Source organism: Neomoorella sulfitireducens (genome assembly GCF_024733845.1).
Classification (GTDB): domain Bacteria; phylum Bacillota; class DSM-521; order Neomoorellales; family Neomoorellaceae; genus Neomoorella; species Neomoorella sulfitireducens.
Genome location: NZ_JANRHG010000002.1, coordinates 180,888 through 199,923 on the forward strand (window position 1 = coordinate 180,888; position 19,036 = coordinate 199,923).

The following is a 19,036-nucleotide window of genomic DNA, read 5'->3' on the forward strand; positions in this document are numbered from 1 at the left end:
TAGACGAGCGGCCGGGCCGGGAGGTTACAACCAAAAAAATCAGGGCTTCCTAGCGCCCTGCTCCTGTAAATTTATATTGTTCACGATATGGTATTACCCTGTCGCCGTCGAATTCCAGGATTAAATAGCGGTATTCCGGCCCCCTTTGGTCCCTATAGGTAATCAGTATTAAGGCACTCCTGCTGGTATCCGAACTTATTACCTGAACCGGTAAGACCAGATATGCGTCAAGGGGTTGCGTGTAGATAAGCTGCCAGCCGGCAGGCTGCCGCCGCTTGCTAATGGAAGCCATGAGTTGATCGGAACCTTCCACCTGGCCTATGCTCACCAGGGCTTCGGGTTCCGGCCCGTTTAAGCTAACCACGCGGTACTGAAGGGGTGTAACTTTAAACCCTACCGGCAGCCCGTGGTTTTTGGCCGGCCCCTGCCGCCAGGCCAGGAAGATAAAAAGCAACGCCAGGGCCACAGCACCGGCCAGGGGCCATTTCCGCCGCCGCTCCAGGGAAGGTATCTCAGGTACTTCTCCCGGCGATAAAAGGGCCACCCTCTTCCGGACCATTTGCCGCATGGCAGCTGTAAAATGCCAGCCGGCCAGGGATGGCGGGACTTTCCCCGGTAATCCGGCCAGCAACTCATCAAGGCGGTTCCGGTGTTCAGGCATTACCATCACCCACCTTTAAAACTTGCTGCAGGTGCTGGCGGGCACGGTAAAGACGGATTTTTACAGCCGGCAGGGAAATACCAAGGATTTTAGCGATATCCTTCAGGCCCAGTTGTTCGTAATAATAAAACCATATTACTTCCCGGTAAATCAACGGCAAGTTTAAAACGGCACGCCATAATTCCTGTTGTTGCAATTTTTCCAGAACCCGGTCCTCAACCCCGGTAATGGCTTGCTCTTGATAATTTACAGGTTCCTGTTCACGGCGGCGGCTCAGTGCCCGCAACTGGTCGCGACAGAGGTTGACGGTTATATGGTAAATCCAGGTATAAATGGAGCTGCGCCCCTCGAATTTATCCAGATGGGTGTACACCCTGATGAAAACCTCCTGGGCAACATCTTCGGCCCAATAACGGTCATGGAGGTAGGAGTAGGCCAGGTAAAGGACTTTATCGCCGAAGCGCCGCATCAAGTATTCCAGGTGTTGCTGGCGATTATCCAGATCTGGTGAAGCCATTTCCGGCTGGAGAAAGGGCTCAGATATGCCCAAATCCGTTTCCCTCCCCGGGAAGCTGCCTGAAAAATATTTTAGCATTTATTCATTTAAAAGGCCAGGGGTACTCCCTGGCCGTGTTTGTTACCGGCAGCACTCGCCATAAAACATCTTTGCCCTAAGGGGCGGGTGTTACCGGGCTGCGATTACCGTTGATCTCATAACAGTAACTGATGGGCATGGCTTTCTTCAGCGTATTGACCATGCCACAGTATTTGCTTAAAGATAACTCGATGGCGTGCTTGACCTGGTCTTCAGGGAGGTCGGGTCCGGCAAGGCGGTAAACCAGGGTAGCAGCGGTAAAGACTTTAGGATGCTCTGGAGCCCGTTCAGCCTCGACGTCAATGGCAAAGGAAGTCAGGGACAGGCGTTTTTTCTTAAGGATGCTCAGGACATCCAGGGCCGTGCACCCGGCCATACCCATGAGCAGGACCTCTGAAGGCCTGGCTCCCAGGTTCTGGCCGCCGTGCTCGGGGGCGGCGTCCATGGTTACCGGCTGGCCGGAGGGCCCCAGGCCCTTTAAACACATGTGTTCCCCTTCCCAGGTTACGGTTACTTTCATCCTTTTCCCTCCTGGTGCTATTTTTTGCTATTATACACCAGGGGCGAAGCAGAAGCAATTTAGGGAAACCTGTCACACCTGCCTAACGGCCATTAGCATAACTGGAATTGGCTGCGTCGCCATCTCCTGCATCATAGGCCAGCTCATAAGCCCGGCGGGAGATTTCCCGGTAATAGCTATTTAAAAGCTGGTAAAAATCCCGGGCATAGCGTCCTAAAGGAGGAGGACCCAGGCGCTTTAAAACCCCCTGGGGCACAGCAGGTGGGTGCATCTTAACCTGAAAGGCAGTCAACCCCTCCCCTGCCTGCCAGAACTCAACCGGGTTGACCGGCAACTCTGGTGGGAACCTGTTTTCTTCTGCAACCGGCTCCTTCTTTTCTGCTTCTTTAACCGGCAGGGATGGGCCACCGCCGGCAAGGGCTGCGCGCTTCTCCCTAAGACCCCTAATTATTGCTTCTTTTTCCCGCCCGCGCAAGAGGAAAAGTAAGAAAGGGTCGCTATCAAACTTCTCCCCCAGCAAGTAATAGACGGCGGCGATATGCTTGCAGGGGTTGGCCCAGTCGGGACAGGAGCAGCTGGTGACGATATCCCCGGCAGCGCGGGGGAAGAGGGACAGGCTCACCCCGGTAAAGGCCGTCTCAATATCCTCCGGCATCTCGCCGGCCAGCAAGCGGGCAGCAAAAGCTGCCTGGCTGGCCAGGGCCTCGATTACCCGGTTCCATTCCCCGTCTGACAGGGGCTTAATTTTAATTTTAACGCTGTAGGGCCCGGGCCTGGTCCCCTGGACTTTAGCATTGACCACCCCCGGGGCGAGATCAATACTTAAGACGTTGCCCTGCCGGGCATAAGTCCGGCCCCGCTGCAGGCGGCTGGCCCAGCCAAAGGACTCCAGCACATCCAGCCAGCGCCTGGCCCACCAGTTGCTGCCGAAGTTGCGTCGTGAAGCCATTCTTTAACCTCCAAAAAAGCCTGCCTTTAGTGGCTTTTTTTTCGTTCCCACCAAAGCCTTCGCGAAGTGGCCTGAGGCTCAACCGTGAGGCTTAAGGTGAGGTTCCGCCCGGCGCAGGCAAAGGCCCGGTCACTACGCTTAAAGATCTATCCCTTTTTCCTTTAACGCCAGCAGTTCCCGCAACTCTCCTATTGACAATTCCGTAAGCCAGCCTTCGCCGGTACCAATAATTTGCTGTGCCAGGGCGCGTTTTTCCTCGATCAGGGCATCAATTCTTTCTTCCAGGGTCCCGGCACAGATAAATTTATAAACCTGGACATTTTTCTTCTGGCCAATGCGGAAGGCGCGATCGGTGGCCTGGTCTTCTACAGCCGGGTTCCACCAGCGGTCAAAGTGAAACACATGGTTGGCACGGGTGAGGTTCAGTCCCACCCCGCCGGCCTTGAGGGAAAGGATGAAGAGGGGCGGTCCATTGTTTTCTTCCTCCTGGAAACGCCGGATTAGCTCCTCCCGCCTGGCCCTGGCCAGGCCCCCGTGCAGGAAAAGGACTTCCCAGCCAAAGGTGGCCGCTAAATATTCCTGGAGCATTTGACCCATGACGGCAAACTGGGTAAAGATGAGGGCCCGTTCCCCTGCAGCCAGGACCTCTTCCAGCATCTCCTGGAGCCGGGTCAGTTTCCCAGACCGGCCGTCCAGGAGGCTGCCGTCACCCAGGAACTGGGCCGGGTGGTTGCAGATTTGTTTTAGTTTTGCCAGGGTAGCCAGGACCAGGCCTTTGCGTTCGATGCCGGTGGCGGCTTCTATCTTTTGCAGCATGTCCTGGACCACAGCTTCGTAGAGAGTAGCCTGCTCCCGGGTCAAGTGGCAAAAGACCTTGATCTCCTGCTTTTCCGGCAGGTCCTGGATGATCGACGGGTCAGTCTTGACCCGGCGCAGGATAAAAGGTTGGACCAGGCGCTGCAACCTGCCCGCCCGTTCCCGGTCCCGGTAACGTTCGATGGGGATTATAAAACGGCTGCGAAAATCGGCCTGGCTGCCCAGGTAACCTGGGTTTAAAAATTCCATGATGGACCAGAGTTCTCCCAGGTGGTTTTCCACCGGTGTACCGGTAAGGGCGATCCTGAAGCCGGCCCTTAAGCGGCGTATGCTCCGGGTTTGCTTAGCTTCTGCATTTTTAATATTCTGGGCCTCGTCCAGCACCACCCCATCCCAGTCCACGGCCACCAGGTCCCTTTCATCCCGGTGAACCAGGGTATAGGTGCTGATTACCAGGTCCTGCCAGGCCACTTCCCGGGTAAAAGCGTCACCGGCGAGGCGTTCACTGCCGTGGTGGAGGAGGACCCGCAAGGAGGGGGCAAAACGTGCTACTTCCCGCTGCCAGTTACCGGCCACTGAGGTGGGACAGATAAGGAGAACCGGGCCGGTTGCCATTCCCTGTTCCTTGCGGTGGAGCAGTAAAGCCAGGAGCTGGATAGTCTTGCCCAGGCCCATATCGTCGGCCAGGCAGGCCCCCAGGCCCAGTTCCGTAATAAACTTAAGCCAGGAAAAACCCCGCACCTGGTAAGGGCGGAGGCTACCGCGGAACCCGGATGGCTGGGGCAGGAGGGCAATTTTCAGGTTGTCGTGTACCTTTTCTAGAAGGGAAGCAAGGTAACCCTCGGCTTCAATACCCAGTAGCGGGAGACTGGCTGGGGCTATTTCGCCATCAGGTATCCCCTCACCTTGCTCTAGAGTTACCCCGCCCAGCAGGCTAACACGTAAAGCCTCGCCCAGGCTCATGGTCCCCGGGCCCGGTTGCTTTTTCCAGAACCTGTCCAGGGCCGCCAGTTCCTCTGGCCGGAGCTCCACCCACTGGCCCCGCACCTGGACCAGGGGGACCTTTAAAGCAGCCAGCCTGGCAAATTCCTTCCTGTCGATCACGGTATCCCCCAGGGCCACTTCCCAGTCATAATCAACCAGGGCTGCAGAGCCCAGCCTCCCGGGTGCAGCCGGCCTGGTCGTCCGGGAAGCGTTTTTGCCCCGCTCGCTGGCCTTCAGCTTTAAGCGCAGCCCCAGGCGGGATTTATGCTGCCCCCACCAGGAAGGTACCAGTACGCCAAAGCCGCTTTCGGCCAGGAGGCCAGCCGCTTCCCGCAAGAAAGTATAAGCTTCTGCCACAGTCAAGAGACAGCTTTCCGGGGATGGGTCTTTCAGGCTTCTTTCCAGGGGCGGGAATAACCGTGCCGCCCGGCCCAGGTCGGCCAGGAGCCTTTCCTGGGGATTGGCGAAGCGCCGGTTCAGGAACTCCAGCACGCTGCCCCTTTCGCGCCAGACCTCCCCGGCGGGCACCAGGAGGCTGGGATCATCGCTGGCCTGGAGTAAAAATTGCAGCTGCCAGGAAGGCGGGCCTTCTTCTCCCATCCTTTCCGGGGGTTCCAGGCGGAAGCAGGTGCGAAAGGCTACGGTCCCCGGCTGGCTGAACAGGGTCTTCGTCCAGCTATGGATTTGCTCTTTCAGGTCTTTCATTTCCAGCAACGGCCCGCTAAAGGTGGCTTTTTCTGCCGCCAGGGCCGCAGCCCACCTGACCGGGGTATTATCGTCGCCGAGCCCCTTGGTCCTCCCCTCCAGGGGCGAAGTCATTAACCAGTACCGGGCCATGGCATCGACGGCGCGGTGCAGGAAATCTTCCACCAGGAGGCGAGGATGCGGGAGCGGGGTACTCGCCTGGGCCCGGCAGGCGGGCGGCATGCCGGCCGCCAGCAAGTCTACCCGGCGGGCATCTTCTGGCTGGTCTAACAGGGCCCGCCAGGCTGCCCTTAATTCCTGCCTCAGCGGAGTTTTAGCCCCGGCCCTCTTCCCCGCCGGCGCTTTTACCTCCTCCAGCACCGCCGGGACGATGCGTTCCCGGACCAGGAGTTCCAGGGCCAGCTTGGCTGCCAGGCTCCAGAACAGGAAATCGGGGGCTAAAATATTACCTTTAATTTGCCCGGGACTTCCTTCCCCCAGCCGGGTCAGGACATTGATAACCCATACCGGTGATACTGCCAGGCCTTTGACCTCCCAGGGGGTTAAGGCCGGGGAGCTTTCCCGTAAAGATTGACCCCTCCGGGCAATCTCGCCGCTACCGGGCAGGTACCTTAGTTGCGGCGAAGGCAGGGGTCCAAGATTGGTTGAGGGGAGTAACAACTGGATTTTATCCAGGCCCGGCGGAATAAGGGGTATGCTTTTATAAAGGCCCGCGCTTAAATTTAGCAGGACGGTGATAAGTTCCTGGTCGGAAGCCTGAAAAGGATGAAGGGGCACTTTATTCTTAGCCGGCCTGGGCAGGTAGAGTTCCTTCTGCTGCCGGGCGGCGGCCAGGGATTCCCCCCAGACAAAAAAGCGGCCATTTACTTCTTTAATGCTATCTTTAACCCAGGTCCCATGGACGACAATCATTGCCAGTATGCTCCTGCTGAAATATATCCTGCAATTATTCGCTGCGAGGATTAATTTTTCCTGCCGTTCCCCCCTTTAACCTTGACTTTCAATGCAACATCTGTTACATTGTAACCAATGTTACATCATGGGTGAGAATAATGAACCAGGACATTACCAGCCCCGGCAACAAATGGCACCTGTTCATCTATAAAGTACCCGGCGAACCCTCGAGCAAGCGCATTTACCTCTGGCGGGAACTCAACAGGCTGGGAGCCCTCTACCTGCAGCAAGCCGCCTGCCTGCTCCCGGCACGCCCCGGACTGCTGGAAAAACTGGAACAACTAAAGACACGGGTAGAAGAATTCGCAGGCACTGCCTATCTCTTCCGCAATATCAACCTTGATCCCGGGCAAGAAGCACAGGTAATAGAGCAGTTCAGGGAAATGCGCAATAAAGAATACCAGGAAATAATTAAAGAGATTAACAAATACCTGGCGGAACTGGAAAAGGAAGTGCGTATCCAGAACTTTTCTCCAGCGGAAATAGAAGAGGAGGAAGCCGAACTGGAAAAAATCGAACGCTGGTACCAGCGGGCCCGGGAGCGCGACTGGTATAATGCCCCCCTGGCTGAACAGGTCGCCTCCCTTATAGACGAAGCCCGGGTAGCCCTGACGAGGTTTACCACTCTTACCTATGGAGCCTTAAAAGAAAGGGAGGGTTAATTGATGCCGGCCCCTTGCCCCTGGAGCCAGGCGCCGGAAGATGTTCTGGCCTGGCAGCAGGTAGACCCGGAGCAGGGTCTAAGTACCGCTGAAGCCCAGAGGCGCCTGAAAATTTACGGTCCCAACCGCACGCTGGTCCGTCCCGTCCTATCCTTCTGGAATATCTTTGCCGAAGAAATCCGCGAGCCCATGATCCTTTTACTCCTGGCGGTGGCTGCCGCCTATTTCCTCCTGGGCGAACTGGGGGAAGCCCTGGCCGTAACGGCCATTATCCTGGGTATCGTCTTCATTGAGGTAGGCACCGAGTTTCGCGCCAAGAAGGCCATTGCCGCCCTCCAGGACCTGAACGCCCCCACTACCCCGGTCCTGCGCCAGGGCAAAGTAGAGGCCGTCAATACTGAAGACGTTGTCCCCGGCGATATCCTGGTGCTCCAGCCCGGTAACCGCGTGCCGGCCGACGCCCGCCTCCTGGTGAGCGCCGGACTGGCCGTCGATGAGTCCCCCCTTACCGGTGAATCCCTGCCGGTGGAAAAACACACCCGGCCCCTGGACCCGGCGACCCCCCTGCCCGACCGTCACAATATGGTTTATCAGGGTACGGTAATATCCCGGGGTGAAGGCCTGGCCTGCGTGGTAGCCACAGGTCTGGAGACCGAACTGGGGCGGATTGTTGGCCTTACGCGCCGGGCCCGTGAGCCCCGCACCCCCCTGCAGCAGTTCATGCGGGAACTGAGCCGGGTCCTGGCGCTAGTTGCCCTGGCTTTTGCCGTGCTTATCCCTTTCCTCCAGTTCCTGGTGGCCAGGGAACCCTGGCCCCGGGCGGTCCTCACTGGCCTGAGCCTGGCCTTTGCCACCATACCCGAAGAACTCCCCATCCTGGTGACCATGGTCCTGGGCCTGGGGTCTCTAAAGCTCGCCCGGGAAAAGGCCCTGGTCCGGCGCCTGCGAGCCGCTGAAACCCTGGGGCACATCACCACCGTGGTCACCGACAAGACGGGTACCCTGACGGCCAACCGCCTCACCCTGGAAGCCCTCTGGCTGCCGGGGGAAGGAGAACTCCTGTCCCCTGCCCTGGCCCGGCAGGATAACGCGGCCGGGGAATTACTCCTGGCCGCCCTCCTGACCCAGAGCCCGGTTACTGCCGTTGAAGCCCATAACCCCCTGGAAAAGGCCCTGGCCGAAGGGGGAGGGCACCTGGACCTGCCCCGGGAAGAGTTGCTGGCCTTTTACCCTTTAAACCAGGATCAACGCTGGGTAGGGGCCCTGCGCGCTAACCAGGCCGGGGCTACACTATACGTCAAGGGAGCGGCGGAAGAAGTGCTGGCCATGTGTACCGATCCCTCTACCCGGGAGGCTGCCGCCGCCACCCTGGCGCAACTTGCCGGCGAAGGCAAGCGGGTCCTGGCAGTAGCCAGGCGCTTTTTCTCCAGCCAGGACCTGCCGGCAGAGGCTGCTACAGCCGGCCAGGACCTCACTTTCCTGGGATTTTTAATCTTTGCCGACTCCTTACGCCCTGAGGCTGCCGCGGCAGTGGCCGCCGTGCAGCGGGCCGGGATCAAGGTCTACCTGGCCACCGGCGACCACCCCGAGGCAGCCCGCAGTATTGCCCGCCAGGTAGGTATCCCGGCAGAGAAATTGCTGGCCGGCACCGAACTGGAGCAATTAAACCCGGAGGATTGGGATCCCTTTCTCCAGGAAACCTGTGTCCTGGCGCGCATAACGCCGGAGCAGAAACTCCAGTTAGTCCAGGCCCTGCAGGCTAAAGGGGAAATAGTCGCCATGATCGGCGATGGTATTAATGATGCCCCGGCCCTGGCCGTGGCCCACGTGGGCCTGGCCATGGGCCGCCAGGGAACCGATGTCGCCCGGGAGGCCGCCGGCGTGGTTTTAAGCGACGACTGCTTTTCTACCCTGGCCACGGCCATCCGCCAGGGGCGGGGCCTCCTGGCCAACCTGCAAAAGTCGGTGCGCTATTACCTGGCAGTGAAGGTAGCCCTCATCGCCACCATGCTGGTACCTGCCGCCCTGGGGCAACCGGCTCCCTTTTCGCCCCTGATGATTATTCTCCTGGAACTGTTCATGGACCTGGCGGCCTCAACTGCCTTTGTCATCGAGCCCCCGGAGGAGCCTCTCATGGAGCGCCCCCCGCGCCGGCCCAGCCGGCCCTTCCTGGACCGGCCCATGGTCCAGGTGATCTTTGCCGGAGGCCTGCTCCTGGCCCTGGCAGTAGGGCTGGCCTACCAGGGCCTCGAACTCTGGTGGGGACCGGCCCCTGTACCTATAAGGCAAACTGCCGCCTTTGCCACCTGGATGCTGGGGCATGTTCTCCTTGCCTATTCCCTGCGGACCCAGAGCCTGCCCCCTTACCGCCAGGGGTTCTTTGCCAACGGTGTCCTTAACCTCTGGGCCCTGGGAGCGGCAGCAGTAACCCTGATGGCCGTCTACCTGACGCCCCTGCAGGCTATCCTGGGTACCGGCACCCTGCCCACAGGGGCGTGGGGGCTGGTGGCCGGGGCCGCCCTGCTGCCCGGCCTGGTGATGCTGCTCTACCGTCCCGACCATTAAAAGTTTAAGCCCGGGATTAACCCCGGGCTTAAGAGTGGCTGTTTTATTGCAATTCCCCGACAAAGGCTTTGAACCGCTCCAGGCCCGCTTCGATCTGGGCCATGGAGGTGGCATAGGAGAGGCGCAGGTATGGGTCGGCGCCAAAGGCGATGCCAGGGACCACGGCTACCTGGTATTCATTGAGGAGGACCGTGGCCACGTCGGTAGAACTGGCCAGCACCTGGCCGCGGAAGCGGCGGCCAAATAGCTTGCCGATGTACGGGAAAACATAGAAGGCACCGCCGGGCTGGTTGCACATCACACCCGGCAGTTCCCTTAATCCTGCCAAGATGCGGTTGCGGCGCTGTTCAAACTCGCAGCGCATTGCTTCCACCGGTTCCTGGCTGCCGGTCAGGGCGGCCGCAGCCGCCTTCTGGGCTATAGAAGTAGGATTGGAAGTCGAGTGGCTCTGGAGGTCAGTCATGGCCGTAGCAATGGACCGGGGAGAGGCGGCGTAGCCGATACGCCAGCCGGTCATGGCATAGGTCTTGGACACGCCGTCGATGACGATGGTCCGCTCTTTTATTTCCGGCCCCAGGGCGGCGATGCTGGTATGGGTGAGGCCGTCGTAAAGCAGGGCGGCGTATATCTCATCGGAAATAACCATTAAGTCATGGGACAGGACCACTTCCGCCAGGGCTTCTAATTCACTCCGGCTATATACCACCCCGGTGGGATTGCAGGGCGAATTGAGGATTAAAAGTTTGGTCCGGGGAGTAATGGCTGCCTTCAGGGCCTCCGGGGTTAACTTGAAATCCGTAGTAGCATCGGTATTTACTACTACCGGCACCCCGCCGGCCAGTTTAACCTGCTCGTAATAACTTACCCAGTAGGGCGCGCTGAGGATTACTTCATCCCCTTCGTTAAGTATGATCTGCATGGCGTTGTAAAGAGAGTGTTTGGCGCCGCACGAAACAACTATGTCGGCAGGCTCGTAGCTTAAACCCCGGGCCTTGAGACTGTCGCAGACCGCCTGGCGCAGTTCCGGGATCCCGGCCACAGGCGTATAGCGGGTAAAGCCGGCCTTTAAGGCGTCAATGGCTGCTTGCTTGATATGTTCGGGGGTGTCGAAATCAGGCTCACCGGCACTGAAATTGATTACCTGAATACCTTTAGCCTTCATGGCTTTGGCCTGGGCATCTATAGCCAGGGTGGGAGATGGGCTGATGCCGGCAGCCCGCCGGGCAAGTTCCACTATTAATCCCTCCAGCTTTGATGATGTTTTTATTATTTATCTTGCTATTAACTTTGTAAAGGCTTTTTTCCATAAAGATCGTTAATTTACCTTGTCGAGGAACTTGTTTCCTGGTGCAAGGACGATATCTTTACCTGCACGAAACAGCATAAAATCGTCAAGCCGGTTTAACGATCCTGTTAACCAAACTCCCCAGTTTTTCCACCCTTATTTCAATAATATCACCCACCTGCATAGGACCAACCCCTTCCGGCGTGCCGGTTAAAATTACATCCCCGGGTAATAAGGTCATTACCCGGGAGATAAAACTCACCAGAAAAGGCACGGAAAAGATGAGCTGGGAAGTACGGCCGTCCTGCTTCAGTTCACCGTTTAAATAAGACTGGACGCGGAGGTCCGAGACGTCTATCCCCCGCACAATAAAAGGCCCCAGGGGTAAAAAAGTGTCGAAGCTCTTGGCCCTTGTCCACTGGCCGTCTTTCAGCTGGAGGTCCCGGGCCGTAACGTCATTGCCAACGGTATAACCGAAGATGTACTCCTCAGCCTCTTCTTCTTCAACATTACGGGCTTCGCGGCCGATAACCACGGCCAGCTCGGCTTCGTAATCTAGGCGTTTGACCATGGGCCAGTAAATTATATTTTCATTCGGGCCAATGACACAGGTTGACGGCTTGATAAAGATGACCGGGTCTTCCGGCACTTTCTCGGCCATTTCTTTTATATGATTGCTATAATTCAGCCCTACACATACAGCCTTGCTGGGCCGGCAGGGAGCCAAAAGCCGTACTTCGTTTAAACTGAAGCGCCGGCCGTTTTCGCGGTACGCCCCGAAAATATCGCCTTCCATGGCGATAATCTTCTCTCCATCCAGGCGGCCGCAAAAGGTTTCTTCTCCGGTGGTAAAGCGTACAAATTTCTCTACTTTCACCATAACTTTTGCCTCCTTTGATCATTAAAATTATTTATTTCAAAATCCGAAGGTAAAATCCTCCCGAATAAAAAAATATTATCTTTTAAAACTCCCGAATCATATCCCTTCAGGTAAAGGGATTTATTTCATCTGACGGGGGAATAATAAAATAAAACAAAGAAAGGGGGTTTTTCTTTGCACGTCAAAGTAGTGGAGCTGGTGGGCGAATCGCCCCATAATTGGAAGGATGCTGTCCAGCAGGCAGTGGCTGAAGCCAGCCGGGAGGTAAAAAACATCTCCGGTGTCGAGGTTTATAACCTGACTGCCAATGTCAAAGACGGCAAGTTAACCGAATTCAAGGCCAATGTGAAAATCGCTTATGCCGATCACAGCGCTGATCTATAAATGTAAGCCCCGGTAATTGCCGGGGCTTAATATCAACTAAAAACTCCAACCGAGGTAATTAACAATGTAGCGGGTAAATTGACGAAAATCATCAAGGTGGTAGTTCATGACATCGGCCACTTTTTCCAGATCTACCGTGCCATATTCATGGACCAGAATATTTCTAAAGCCTGCCATCCCGGATATATCCCGGGCGAACTTTTCGGGTAAAACCCCTAGTCCGGCAAGTTCATCAAAAATATTGCTGTATTCATCTACTATAATCCCTTCCTCAGCCAGGATATGGGTACCTATATCCAGTACAACCTGGATGCTGAGTTGCAAACCGTGTTCTACGATCCAGGCTAATTCTATATTTTTTTCGAGGTCAGGAGCCTTAATATGTTTATACTTCTCAAGTTGAGTTAGATAACTTTCCAGCTGTTGCAATTTTCGATTGATAACGGCCGCATCAACCATCCCTTGCACCCCCAAAGCGTCCTTCGGCCAATCTCTTACGCAGGTACTGCTCCTGAATTTTCTGCACGGGCCGGAAATCAAGATAATCCCGCATGGTTTTTTCGTGGAAAGTTATCCGAACCCGGGTATCGCGGCATAATAGGAGTTTTCCATCCCGCAGGACACGAAAACGCAGGGGTAAAGGTGCTTCATTAAGGATAACAAAATCCAGCGGTTCCCGCAGCTCCTGCCTCATAAAAACAAGCAGCTCACTTTTATAGCCATAATGACCTACCGGCGGTAAACGGCGTTCATCCAGAAAAACGGCCACGTCTACATCGCTAAGTTTATGTGCCGTTCCCCGGGCATGGGAGCCGAAGAGATAAGCAAACATTATTTCTTTTCTCGTTAGCAGGGCCTTCCGCAAGCGTTCTTCCAGCAAAAGGTTAGTTTTTTCCATTTAGTTCACCACTGTGTCTCTGTTATTATCTTGCGTTGCAGGTATATTATACCATCGGCTTGCTATAATGTCGAGCAGTCTTCATCCCTATTCCTGGTATACCTTGATATGCACCTTACGCCGGCGGGGGCCGTCGAATTCACAGAAATATATACCTTGCCAGGTACCAAGTACCAGTTTGCCCTCGTGGATAATCACCGTCTGGTTGCTGCCCATAAGCGAGGCTTTGATATGGGCCAGCGAATTGCCTTCCCCGTGGCGGTAACCTCCCGCCGGGACCATCCTGGCCAGGGCCGCCAGGATGTCGGCCACCACATCCGGGTCGGCATTTTCATTTATGGTTACGCCGGCCGTAGTATGGGGAACGTAGACCAGGCAGAGGCCTTCCTTTACACCCGCCTCCTGTACTGCCCTGGCTGCCAGGTGAGTTATATCGAGCATAGCTTCTTTACCTGGCGTATGGAGATCGAAAGTAAAAAACATTCTCTCCTGCCTCCGGAAAATTACCTCTGAAAAACTTGCAGATTATTATTCTTGCGGGCCTTATTTCCAGTTGCCGGCATTATAACTAGCCCGGTTTCTCTCCTTTATAGTACGGCCCGCCGGTTACCTTTAAGGGCCCGCGCTTCTTCCAAGTAGTTATAAACAGTGTACTTGGAAACTGCCAGGGCCTGGGCTACCACATCCACTGCTCCCTTGACCAGGAAAATCCCCCGGTCATCGAGCATTTCCACGGCCTTAACCTTTTCTTCCTTGGTCATGACAGGCACCGGTTTGCCCAGTTCCTGCAACACGCTTTCCACTACATTGTCAACCACTTCGTTGATGTCCCGGGCAAATTGCTCCTGGGTACGTTCAAAACCTGCTTCCGCCAGGTCCTTCAGCTGGCAGAAGTCTTCTAAAATATTTTTCGCCACCTGGAACTCGGTAAGATCAAAGTTGATGCAGAGGCAACCAATAATCTTGCCGCCGTCGTCGCGGATAAAGATAGTCGAGGATTTCAAAACTTTGCCGTCCTTGGTACGGTTAAGATAGCCGATTAAATCTTCGGTAGTGTCACCGTAACGCTGTAAGGCTTCCAGCACCAGGTTGGTAACCGGGGCGCCGATTTCTCTATTAGTAACCGAACCCGCTTTGAAGATAAGGGACCTGGAGGGCTCGCTGAGATCATGGAGAACTACTTCGCAATTCTTGCCAAAGGTTGCCGCTATGCCTCGAGCTAGAGGTTTCATCGCCTCCAGGGCCGGGTGGATTTTGGCATCTCTCATGGTTAACCCCCTTGTTAGTGTTAAGGTTATTAACCCTTTGTTTAGTATTATACAAAAAGAGAAAAAGAAAGGCCAGCTGAGCCGGCCCCAGAATTAATATTAAATATTATTTCTAGACTGCCATATCTGTTTCCGATTTTACTAGTTCTCCTTCAGATTTAGCTACTACCAAGGCACCGGTTGCATCCCCTAAAATATTCAATGGTGTCCTGGCCATATCTAAAATGCGATCAACTCCTGCTACGAGGGCAATACCCTCTATAGGCAGGCCTACAGCTTGAAAGACCATGGTCATGACAATCAGAGCAGCGCCCGGCACTCCTACGGAACCAATCGATGCTAAGATGGCCATGAGAATTATAGTCAACTGCTGGTTCAGGCCAAGTGGCATACCAAACACTTCAGAAATAAAGACGGCAGCAATCCCTAGATAAATAGCCGCTCCATCCATATTAATGGTATTTCCGAGGGGGATAGTAAAACTGCTGATTGACTTGGGCACACCCAATCTTTCTACCGAACGCATATTTAGAGGTAAAGCAGCAGCACTTGAGCAGGTTGTAAACGCCACAAGGAGTGGTTCAGCTACAACTCTAAAGAAAGTCCCCGGCCACATTTTGCCGGCTAACGTAATAAATGGAGTATACACAATTAAAATATGGAGCAAAGCGACTACATACATTACGATTATCAATTTAATCAGTGGTAATAAGACCCCTATTCCGTATACACCAACCGTAACAGTAATCAAAGCAAAAATACCAAAAGGAGCATATTCCATTACATAACCTGTAACTTTAATCATGACATTCATAACAATTTCAAAGAACTTTAAGACCGGTTGCCCGGCCTCACCGAGTGAACTTAAAGCGAAGCCAAATATTATAGCAAAGAAGATCATTGGCAGCAGATCGCCTTTGGCCATAGACTCTACGGGATTTATAGGAACAATATTGAGTAATGTTTGAACCATTGAAGGAGGCGTTACGTTTTGGGCCTTTAATCCGGTTGTACTTAGGTTAACGCCAAGGCCCGGGTGGACAATATTTGCTACGATTAAACCCAGGGTTACAGCAACTGCGGTAGTAAAAAAGTAATAAACAAGAATTTTAACTGCAACTCGTCCGAACTTAGTAGCGTCGCTCATACCGGCCGCGCCTGCAATCAAGGAAGATACTACTAACGGAACTACGACCATCCGGATTAAACGGATAAAGAGATCACCAAAAGGCTGCAATACTTTGGCATTCCACCCGGCAAACTGAAAAATTAATCCAGCAACAATACCAAGGATAAAGCCAATAGCCAGCTTTTGCGGTAGTTTCACGCTTCTCACCTCTCATTTTAATTTTTAATTTAGATTTTAAGGGTTTAGATTGGGAAAACAATCACTAAATGAGGTTCATCGCCCCCTCCTTCTATCTCCCCCTATTATCCCTCCCTTTTTATGATCGATTTTTTTACTTTAAATCTCCGCTTCCTTCTCCAGTACCGGCAGGTCCAGTTCCACCAGCTCCGGATACTTCAAGCCGCTGCCGGTATTTAAAATAACCACCTTTTCTTCAGGTTTCAGGAAACCGCCGGCCAGGAGTTTTTGGGCGGCGGCCACGGCGGCAGCGCCCTCGGGGCAGATTAACATGCCTTCGGTTCTGGCGACCACTTTTACCGCCTCGAGGATCTCCTCATCGCTAACACTTACTGCCGTTCCACCACTTTCATAAACCGCCTCTAACACCAAGAAATCCCCCAATGCCTTGGGTACGCGAATCCCGCCGGCTATAGTTTGCGCCCCATGGAAAAACTCCGATTCTTTTTTGCCTTCTCGGAAAGCCTTAACAATAGGAGAACAACCCTCCGCCTGCACCGCTATCATTTTGGGCATCGGTCCCTTAATCCAGCCGATTGCCTGGAGTTCTTGCAGGGCCTTCCAGATACCTATAATTCCCACCCCGCCGCCGGTAGGATAGAGAACGGCATCAGGCAGTTCCCAGTTAAATTGCTCGGCAATTTCCAATCCCATGGTCTTCTTGCCTTCGATGCGGTATGGTTCTTTTAAAGTCGACGCCTCAAACCAGCCGTATTTTTTCACCCCCTGGGCGATAATCTTTCCGGCATCGGAGATTAAACCTTTCACCAGATAAGTGCGGGCGCCGGTCGCAACACACTCTTTTTTAGCCAGATCGGGGGCATCAACTGGCATGGCGATAATCATTTCCATCCCTGCTTTGGCGCCATAGGACGACCAGGCGCCCCCGGCGTTGCCAGCGGTGGGCATGGCAATGGTTTTAATTCCTAGTTCCTTGGCTTTAGAAACGCCGACAGCCGCGCCGCGGGCTTTAAAGGTACCCGTGGGATTTAATCCTTCATCTTTGATATAAAGATGCTTAAACCCCAGTTCGCGTCCTAAGTTGTCAGTATTAAAGATAGGGGTAAAGCCTTCTCCCAGGGATACGATGTTTTCTTCATGTTCCAGAGGCAAAAACTCCCAGTAACGCCAGAGATCGGCCCGCCGGCCTTTTAAGTCTTCCTTTTTTACGGACCGGCCCAATCGTTCCAGATCATAACGCACCAGGAGAGGAGAACCGCACTGGCAGAGATTATGGACCTCAGTTGCTTTATAGGTGCTGTGGCATTTCGGGCATTCCAATTTACGAACAAAACTCATTACGTTTACCCTCCCCTTAGTCTCTAATTACCATCGTTGACAACAGCGACGGCTTCTATCTCCACAAGTACATCTTTGGGTAGCCGCGCCACTTCCACGCAGGAACGCGCCGGTGGTTCTTTGGTGAAGTAACGGCCGTATATTTCATTAATAGTACTGAAATCATTCATGTCCTTAATATACAGGGTTGTTTTTACAACGTCATCCAGGCCGGCTCCGGCGGCAGCCAGCACGGCCTGCAAATTGGCCATGACCCTGGCCACTTGAGCGGCCAGCCCGCCTTCTACAACCTGCCCGCTTACCGGATCGATGGGGATCTGCCCGGAGGTAAAAATAATATTGCCAAATTTAATGGCCTGGGAATAGGGTCCGATAGCTGCCGGTGCATCTTCGGTTGCGATTACATTTTTGAACGCCAACTAACCATCATCCTTTCAACTTTGGCTCTTCAACTTGTTAATTATTATTCTACATAGCCGCAAATATTCCTGCTGTTATATTAAAATATTTTTGTAGCATTTACTATTTATTTGTAAGTCAAGTTACTATTAAATTTTACCTTGACACTTTTAATGGTAAATCGTACAATAGAAGTGGTCCTACCACCGACCTCATACTTTATATTAAATTAAGGCTTATTTACATTTCCAGAGAGGGGGAACCTGCAGTGGAAAAATTCTTTGTCCATGACAAGCGGGATACCGTTGGCGTGGCCGTTACCGACATCATGGCCGGCGAGACGGTAACCGGGTGGGTGATGGAAGACAACTCTATCATTACCGTAAAAGCCCTGAGCGACATCAAGCTGGGCCACAAAATCGCCCTCAAGGACATCGACAAAGGCGAAACAATAATCAAGTATGGCGAACCTATCGGTAAAACTGTATCACCCATAGCTAAAGGTGAACACGTGCACGTCCATAATTTAAAGACTGCGAGGTGGTAAAAATGACCAGCACCAAATTTATGGGATATCGCCGGGAAAACGGCACCGTTGGTGTACGCAACCGGGTAGTTATTCTTCCTTTAGATGACCTTTCCAATGCTGCCGCCGAAGGTGTAGCCAAGCTTATCGACGGCACTATTGCCTTACCCCACCCCTACGGCCGTCTCCAATTCGGCGAAGACCTGGAACTATTCTTCCGCACCTTAATCGGTACCGGTTCCAATCCCAACGTGGCGGCCTGCATTGTCATTGGCATTGAACCTAACTGGACCAATCGCGTGGTAGAAGGTATCGCCAAAACGGGAAAGCCGGTGGCCGGTTTTGCCATTGAGCGTTACGGGGACCTGAAGGTCATCGAAATGGCCTCCCGTAAAGCCATCGAATTTGTCCAGTACGCTACCGAGTTGCAAAAAGAGGAATGCGATATCTCCGAACTGGTCGTCAGCATTAAATGCGGTGAGTCCGACACCACCTCCGGCCTGGCTTCCAATCCATCCATAGGTAACGCCGTCGATCGCCTTGTCGATCTGGGCGCCACCGTGCTCTTTGGCGAGACTTCCGAGTTAACCGGTGGCGAACACCTGGTAGCAGCCCGCTGCGCCACTCCGGAGATCCGGGAACAGTTCTTGCAGAGCTTTAAATCCTATAATGACTTTATTATTTCCCAGGGCGTCGACCTCTGCGGCTCACAGCCTACAGAAGGCAATATTGCCGGCGGCCTAACCACCATCGAAGAAAAGGCCCTCGGCAACATCCAGAAAATCGGCAAGCGGGCCCTGATCCAGGGCGTCCTCCAACCGGCCGAAGCCCCTAAAGGCAAGGGTTTATGGTATATGGAAACTTCTTCTGCCGGCGCTGAAGCCATTACCCTTTTCGCCGCCGGTGGTTCGGTCCTGCATTTCTTCACCACCGGCCAGGGCAACATTGTCGGCAATCCTATCATCCCGGTAATCAAAATCTCGGCCAACCCGGTAACGGTCAGCACCATGAGCGAGCACATTGACGTCGACCTGACCGGCCTGCTACGCCGGGAAATGGATTTAGATGGTGCCGGTACCGCCATCCTGGATATGTTCCTCCGCACCTTGAACGGCCGTTATACCTGTGCCGAAGCCCTGAGCCACAAGGAATTTATCCTTACCAAACTTTACCGTAGCGCTTAATAATAATCTTACTACCCAATGGCCTGGCCGGGGCATCAGTATCAAAATAAAAAGTGGAAGACAAAAAGGGATTAACATGAGCCCCTGTCTTCCACTTTTTTATGTCTACTTTTAGGCCGGGTACATAGGCCATTCT

General features: G+C 54.1%; 19 protein-coding genes. 5 read left to right on the plus strand and 14 right to left on the minus strand.

Translation table 11 applies throughout. The features are described from left to right. Positions 1-49 precede the first annotated feature (49 nt). From NWF31_RS03750 to NWF31_RS03770, 5 genes are all read right to left on the minus strand, one after another. On the minus strand, positions 50-661 hold the full coding sequence (locus NWF31_RS03750) for a hypothetical protein (protein WP_258359169.1): 612 nt from the start codon (positions 659-661) through the stop codon (positions 50-52). Further along, entirely contained in the window at positions 654-1,211 is a 558-nt protein-coding gene (locus NWF31_RS03755; RefSeq protein ID WP_258359170.1) for a sigma-70 family RNA polymerase sigma factor, read from the minus strand. Before NWF31_RS03755 ends, NWF31_RS03750 begins: the two co-directional genes overlap by 8 nt. Positions 1,212-1,332: 121 nt before the next feature. Further along, positions 1,333-1,776, minus strand: a complete 444-nt coding sequence (locus tag NWF31_RS03760; protein ID WP_258359171.1) for an OsmC family protein — start codon at positions 1,774-1,776, stop codon at positions 1,333-1,335. Between the two features lie 82 nt (positions 1,777-1,858). After that, the gene (locus NWF31_RS03765) at positions 1,859-2,725 is read right to left on the minus strand and encodes an SWIM zinc finger family protein (RefSeq protein ID WP_258359172.1); all 867 of its coding nucleotides are present in this window, start codon (positions 2,723-2,725) and stop codon (positions 1,859-1,861) included. A gap of 138 nt (positions 2,726-2,863) precedes the next feature. Next, on the minus strand, positions 2,864-6,142 hold the full coding sequence (locus tag NWF31_RS03770; RefSeq protein ID WP_258359173.1) for a DEAD/DEAH box helicase: 3,279 nt from the start codon (positions 6,140-6,142) through the stop codon (positions 2,864-2,866). Between the two features lie 140 nt (positions 6,143-6,282). Here NWF31_RS03770 and NWF31_RS03775 point away from each other — a divergent pair, with 140 nt between their 5' ends. Both NWF31_RS03775 and NWF31_RS03780 read left to right on the plus strand, forming a co-directional pair. Further along, a complete protein-coding gene (locus NWF31_RS03775; RefSeq protein ID WP_258359174.1) occupies positions 6,283-6,846 on the plus strand; it encodes a Chromate resistance protein ChrB in 564 nt (187 codons plus the stop codon). Positions 6,847-6,849: 3 nt separating this feature from the next. Next, positions 6,850-9,411, plus strand: a complete 2,562-nt coding sequence (locus tag NWF31_RS03780; protein ID WP_258359175.1) for a cation-translocating P-type ATPase — start codon at positions 6,850-6,852, stop codon at positions 9,409-9,411. A gap of 43 nt (positions 9,412-9,454) precedes the next feature. Here the strand turns inward: NWF31_RS03780 and NWF31_RS03785 are convergent, their stop codons facing one another. Next, on the minus strand, positions 9,455-10,645 hold the full coding sequence (locus NWF31_RS03785) for a pyridoxal phosphate-dependent aminotransferase (protein WP_258359176.1): 1,191 nt from the start codon (positions 10,643-10,645) through the stop codon (positions 9,455-9,457). A 157-nt stretch (positions 10,646-10,802) separates the two neighbouring features. Next, positions 10,803-11,576, minus strand: a complete 774-nt coding sequence (locus tag NWF31_RS03790) for a fumarylacetoacetate hydrolase family protein (RefSeq protein ID WP_258359177.1) — start codon at positions 11,574-11,576, stop codon at positions 10,803-10,805. A gap of 174 nt (positions 11,577-11,750) precedes the next feature. On the opposite strand from NWF31_RS03790, the gene NWF31_RS03795 reads away from it, so the two are divergent. Further along, positions 11,751-11,960: a dodecin family protein gene (locus NWF31_RS03795; protein WP_106004782.1), complete on the plus strand. Its 210-nt coding sequence runs from the start codon at positions 11,751-11,753 to the stop codon at positions 11,958-11,960. Between the two features lie 36 nt (positions 11,961-11,996). On the opposite strand, the gene hepT is transcribed toward NWF31_RS03795, so the two are convergent. From hepT to NWF31_RS03830, 7 genes are all read right to left on the minus strand, one after another. Next, complete coding sequence (gene hepT / locus NWF31_RS03800) at positions 11,997-12,419, minus strand: type VII toxin-antitoxin system HepT family RNase toxin (RefSeq protein WP_258359178.1); 423 nt, start codon at positions 12,417-12,419, stop codon at positions 11,997-11,999. Further along, positions 12,412-12,858, minus strand: a complete 447-nt coding sequence (gene mntA, locus NWF31_RS03805; protein ID WP_258359179.1) for a type VII toxin-antitoxin system MntA family adenylyltransferase antitoxin — start codon at positions 12,856-12,858, stop codon at positions 12,412-12,414. Before mntA ends, hepT begins: the two co-directional genes overlap by 8 nt. Positions 12,859-12,945: 87 nt before the next feature. Continuing rightward, positions 12,946-13,341, minus strand: a complete 396-nt coding sequence (locus tag NWF31_RS03810) for a secondary thiamine-phosphate synthase enzyme YjbQ (protein ID WP_258359180.1) — start codon at positions 13,339-13,341, stop codon at positions 12,946-12,948. Positions 13,342-13,445: 104 nt separating this feature from the next. Next, complete coding sequence (locus tag NWF31_RS03815; RefSeq protein WP_258359181.1) at positions 13,446-14,126, minus strand: helix-turn-helix transcriptional regulator; 681 nt, start codon at positions 14,124-14,126, stop codon at positions 13,446-13,448. Between the two features lie 112 nt (positions 14,127-14,238). Beyond that, positions 14,239-15,453 (minus strand): dicarboxylate/amino acid:cation symporter, encoded by a 1,215-nt coding sequence (locus NWF31_RS03820; RefSeq protein ID WP_258359182.1) that lies wholly within the window; start codon positions 15,451-15,453, stop codon positions 14,239-14,241. A 138-nt stretch (positions 15,454-15,591) separates the two neighbouring features. Continuing rightward, the gene (locus NWF31_RS03825) at positions 15,592-16,791 is read right to left on the minus strand and encodes a threonine synthase (protein ID WP_258359183.1); all 1,200 of its coding nucleotides are present in this window, start codon (positions 16,789-16,791) and stop codon (positions 15,592-15,594) included. A gap of 23 nt (positions 16,792-16,814) precedes the next feature. Further along, positions 16,815-17,210 (minus strand): RidA family protein, encoded by a 396-nt coding sequence (locus tag NWF31_RS03830; RefSeq protein WP_258359184.1) that lies wholly within the window; start codon positions 17,208-17,210, stop codon positions 16,815-16,817. Between the two features lie 248 nt (positions 17,211-17,458). Here NWF31_RS03830 and NWF31_RS03835 point away from each other — a divergent pair, with 248 nt between their 5' ends. Next, positions 17,459-17,737 (plus strand): UxaA family hydrolase, encoded by a 279-nt coding sequence (locus tag NWF31_RS03835; protein ID WP_258359185.1) that lies wholly within the window; start codon positions 17,459-17,461, stop codon positions 17,735-17,737. A gap of 2 nt (positions 17,738-17,739) precedes the next feature. After that, complete coding sequence (locus NWF31_RS03840; RefSeq protein WP_258359186.1) at positions 17,740-18,900, plus strand: UxaA family hydrolase; 1,161 nt, start codon at positions 17,740-17,742, stop codon at positions 18,898-18,900. Positions 18,901-19,036 lie beyond the last annotated feature (136 nt).

Bases quoted from the DNA above. Each gene is read 5' to 3' on its own strand.
- NWF31_RS03780 (WP_258359175.1), top strand. From the start codon at position 6,850: ATGCCGGCCCCTTGCCCCTGGAGCCAGGCGCCGGAAGATGTTCTGGCC.
- NWF31_RS03760 (WP_258359171.1), bottom strand. From the start codon at position 1,776: ATGAAAGTAACCGTAACCTGGGAAGGGGAACACATGTGTTTAAAGGGC.
- NWF31_RS03770 (WP_258359173.1), bottom strand. From the start codon at position 6,142: ATGATTGTCGTCCATGGGACCTGGGTTAAAGATAGCATTAAAGAAGTA.
- NWF31_RS03840 (WP_258359186.1), top strand. From the start codon at position 17,740: ATGACCAGCACCAAATTTATGGGATATCGCCGGGAAAACGGCACCGTT.
- NWF31_RS03790 (WP_258359177.1), bottom strand. From the start codon at position 11,576: ATGGTGAAAGTAGAGAAATTTGTACGCTTTACCACCGGAGAAGAAACC.
- NWF31_RS03810 (WP_258359180.1), bottom strand. From the start codon at position 13,341: ATGTTTTTTACTTTCGATCTCCATACGCCAGGTAAAGAAGCTATGCTC.
- NWF31_RS03825 (WP_258359183.1), bottom strand. From the start codon at position 16,791: ATGAGTTTTGTTCGTAAATTGGAATGCCCGAAATGCCACAGCACCTAT.
- NWF31_RS03750 (WP_258359169.1), bottom strand. From the start codon at position 661: ATGCCTGAACACCGGAACCGCCTTGATGAGTTGCTGGCCGGATTACCG.
- NWF31_RS03765 (WP_258359172.1), bottom strand. From the start codon at position 2,725: ATGGCTTCACGACGCAACTTCGGCAGCAACTGGTGGGCCAGGCGCTGG.
- hepT (WP_258359178.1), bottom strand. From the start codon at position 12,419: ATGGTTGATGCGGCCGTTATCAATCGAAAATTGCAACAGCTGGAAAGT.
- NWF31_RS03775 (WP_258359174.1), top strand. From the start codon at position 6,283: ATGAACCAGGACATTACCAGCCCCGGCAACAAATGGCACCTGTTCATC.
- mntA (WP_258359179.1), bottom strand. From the start codon at position 12,858: ATGGAAAAAACTAACCTTTTGCTGGAAGAACGCTTGCGGAAGGCCCTG.
- NWF31_RS03815 (WP_258359181.1), bottom strand. From the start codon at position 14,126: ATGAGAGATGCCAAAATCCACCCGGCCCTGGAGGCGATGAAACCTCTA.